This is a genomic window from Methanospirillum stamsii (assembly GCF_003173335.1).
Classification (GTDB): domain Archaea; phylum Halobacteriota; class Methanomicrobia; order Methanomicrobiales; family Methanospirillaceae; genus Methanospirillum; species Methanospirillum stamsii.
Map to the genome: position 1 here is coordinate 1 of NZ_QGMZ01000053.1, position 3,520 is coordinate 3,520.

The following is a 3,520-nucleotide window of genomic DNA, read 5'->3' on the forward strand; positions in this document are numbered from 1 at the left end:
GGAGGATTCTCCATATCCTCTCATTGACCCGACGGTGCTCACCGTAGGGTCGCGCGAAAATATGTAAAGGTTTCTGTTTTGCATCAAATGTTTTTCAATATTTAGTAACACACTCAATGTTGCAATCAATATGGGATTGGCTAAAGATCACTTTAATGGATCCATACAATAATGTAAATATTATAGCGGACAGAGAGAATATTTCAGTTCCACAAAACAGTGAAAATAGATGAATAATAACGTACCTCATACATACGGAATTGAGATTTGCTTGACAATACAACATTTGCCTGGGTTCTGAAAACAGTAAATCCTTAAAAACCAGAAACAATGGAATATATCAGGAATGAAGATATCAGGGTTCTGATTGTTGATGACAATAAGAGTAATCTGCAAATAATTGCACAAGTACTCCATAAAGCAGGATACCAGGTCATCATGACCAGAGATGGCCCTCATGCTATTGAAGTGGCAAAAGAGAACCCTCCTGACATTATCCTTCTTGATATTATGATGCCAGGAATGGACGGATTTGAAGCTTGTCGTATTCTTAGGACAATGGAACAGACTTCCCTGATTCCAATTATATTTCTTTCAGCAAAAGATGAAGATACCAATATTGAAACCGGATTTGAAGTAGGTGGAACCGATTATATTACAAAACCCTTTCACGAACGAATCCTCATTGCCCGAATCAGGACACATGTTGAAAGAAGTTATTATCTCAGAAATATTCAGTTTTCAAATGAGATCTTAAGAGAAAAAACTGAGTCACTTATTGAGATTAAAAAGGATTTGGAATTAAAAAACAGGCAACTTGACATGCAGATTCAAAAAAACCTGCATCTTCTTGCCACAGTTAATGATCAGATAAGAAATCCTCTGGCAGTAGCATTATCACTCCTGGACATGGATACACATTCTAAAAGTGAAAGCATTATAAAGGAACTCTACCGGATAGATGCAGTTATTCAGAATCTTGAAAAAGGCATGATTGAATCAGATAAAATCCGGGATTATCTTAAAAAATACCTGGAGTGTAATGATTTAAACTAATACAATGGAATTTTTCATCCAGGTTATTATAATCCTCCTGATGTGTGGAATTGTCGCAGGGTTTCTTGCAGGCCTATTTGGCATTGGGGGAGGGGTGGTGATGGTTCCGGTCATGTTCATCCTGCTAACTGATCTGGGATATGAAGAACATGCCATGGCAATGTCAGTTGCAACTTCTGCAGCAGTAATCCTTCCAACTGCACTGGTTGGAACAATAAAAATGAACCGTGGTTCAAATATCTCATACTGGCCAGCAGTCATACTTGGTGCAGGAGGGATAATCGGATCAGTTATTGGAAGTACTATTTCGGTAATTATCCCAAAAGAGATCCACATAGCCGCATTTTCCGGTTTCCTCATTTTTATGGCCATATGGATGGGCATTAAACACTGGAGTTATCTTGATCGGTATCATTTGAGTGAATCCACCACCGTTTTTATCATATTGGGCATTTTGGTAGGCATTGGTGCCGGATTATTTGGAATAGGAGGAGGAGTTATTCTTACCCCGGTTCTCACATCGCTTGTGGGGATGAACATACACAGATCTATTGGCATATCCCTGACTGCAATGGTATTCATAGCATCTGGAACAGTTTTATCATACATACTCCTGGGAACCGGGATTCAGGATCTTTTTCCTTTTTCAATTGGGTATGTAAATATCCTTTTTATGGTACTACTGGTTTGTACATCCATTCCTGCAGTCAGATTAGGAGTCAGGACCGGTCAAAAAACTTCAGAGAAAAATCTCCTCCTGCTTTTTATCTGTATGCTAATGATTCTTGCAGTCCGGATGCTTTTCTCCCTGTTTCAATTTACCTGAGAAAGACCCGTATCCCTTGTCTGGCAGGTTTTAATCCCTGCCTGATGAATGGCTTTTTGTATAATTTCAGAATGTTCTTTTCCCCGGGTTTCAATCTCAATCCAGATTCTTTTTTCCAGGACAGGAAGATCAACATCCCATTCATTATGACTTATCTGAAGGATATTTCCCTCTTTTCTCGCGATAATTGCAAGAAGTTCAGAGAGAGAACCGGGATGGTCTTCAAGAACCAGGTTTAACCTCACCAGTCTTCCGGACCGGGCCAGTGCCTGTCTGATAACCCGGGACAACTGATGACTATCAATATTCCCTCCGCTGATTATGAGAACAATGGTGTTTCCAGGTTGATAATTAATTTTACCGGATATTAGAGCTGCAAGTGATGCTGCACCTGCACCTTCTGCCACAATTTTTTTTCGTTCAAGAAGAAGTAAAATTGCATCTGCAATTGAACTGTCATCAACAAGTACGATATCATTAACAAACTTTTTTATTATCTCAAACGTGTGTTTACCGGTCTTTGCAACATGGATGCCATCGGCAATGGTAGATCCTCCGGACATATATTCGGGCCCACCTTTTTTCATTCGATGGTAAGCAGAAGGACAGGCATCTGACTGAACACCTATTACCTGGCAGGATGGGAAGTATTTCTTAATAACAATAGCAACACCGGCAATAAGTCCACCCCCTCCAACCGGAACAACGATAAGATCCGGTTGAACACCAGAATCAAAGACCTCAAGACCGATTGTTCCCTGTCCTGCAATAATATCCGGATCATCAAAAGGATGGACAAGGAGCATCCCATCCTGTGCAAGTTCCAGTGCACGATCCATTGATTCTTCAAAGGTTTTTCCAAATAAACGAATATCCGCACCATAAGCCCTTGCTGCCTCCTGTTTTGAAAGAGAGGACCAAAGAGGCATCACAACAGTAGCAGGAACCCCTGCAACATGTGCAGCAAGTGATACACCCTGTGCATGATTTCCGGCAGATGCCGTCACTACACCTTTACGGGAAATTTTTGAACGGTTAGAGAGAATCTTATTGATTGCCCCCCTGATTTTAAAAGAACCGGATTTTTGAAGTGTTTCTAACTTTAAATAGACTTCCGCACCGGTCATCAGGGAGATGGACGGAGAGTAAATAAGAGGAGTATGAATAATGTAGGGCGAAATAGAAATTTCAGCTTCACGAATGTCCTCTACTGTTACCATGCTTCATTGTCCTGCAAACAGGAAGCGTTTTATTAAATCTGCGTGGTTTTTTTAACCAGATAAAACAATGGTTTAGTTTTTTCGACCATTGATTGTTATTTTTACCGGAAACCTGATCGGTCCTGGTTGATTGGTATGAGGCCCAAGGGCTTCCTCATGAGCATGGCTGTGAGTGGTATGCCAGGGACCCGGATTCTGACGCTTTTTCCATGCCTGGCGGACAGGGTGAGGATCCGGCATTTTCATTGGATGATGACGTATTGATTCCAGATACCGCTCTTTGTCCCTGCTAATCCTTCCTTCTCTCTGCCGGTACCTCCGGTCAGGATTTGGATTAATGGTCCTTGGAGACATGCGGCTCTGTCGGATAATCAAGTGATACCCCGAATTTCAGGAACTCTATGACTTTAGCCATAAT

At 41.2% G+C, this 3,520-nt stretch carries 4 protein-coding genes; 2 read left to right on the plus strand and 2 right to left on the minus strand.

Features of this window, described 5'->3' with window-relative positions; genetic code table 11:
* Positions 1 to 330: 330 nt before the first annotated feature.
* Both DLD82_RS16925 and DLD82_RS16930 read left to right on the plus strand, forming a co-directional pair.
* On the plus strand, positions 331 to 1,056 hold the full coding sequence (locus DLD82_RS16925; protein WP_109942315.1) for a response regulator: 726 nt from the start codon (positions 331 to 333) through the stop codon (positions 1,054 to 1,056).
* A 4-nt stretch (positions 1,057 to 1,060) separates the two neighbouring features.
* Positions 1,061 to 1,882 carry a sulfite exporter TauE/SafE family protein gene (locus DLD82_RS16930; RefSeq protein ID WP_109942316.1) on the plus strand — a complete coding sequence of 274 codons (822 nt, stop codon included), beginning with the start codon at positions 1,061 to 1,063 and terminating at the stop codon, positions 1,880 to 1,882.
* On the opposite strand, the gene ilvA is transcribed toward DLD82_RS16930, so the two are convergent.
* Both ilvA and DLD82_RS16940 read right to left on the minus strand, forming a co-directional pair.
* Positions 1,870 to 3,102 (minus strand): threonine ammonia-lyase, encoded by a 1,233-nt coding sequence (ilvA, locus tag DLD82_RS16935; RefSeq protein ID WP_109942317.1) that lies wholly within the window; start codon positions 3,100 to 3,102, stop codon positions 1,870 to 1,872. The genes DLD82_RS16930 and ilvA overlap by 13 nt on opposite strands.
* A 72-nt stretch (positions 3,103 to 3,174) precedes the next feature.
* Positions 3,175 to 3,456: a hypothetical protein gene (locus tag DLD82_RS16940; RefSeq protein ID WP_109942318.1), complete on the minus strand. Its 282-nt coding sequence runs from the start codon at positions 3,454 to 3,456 to the stop codon at positions 3,175 to 3,177.
* Positions 3,457 to 3,520 lie beyond the last annotated feature (64 nt).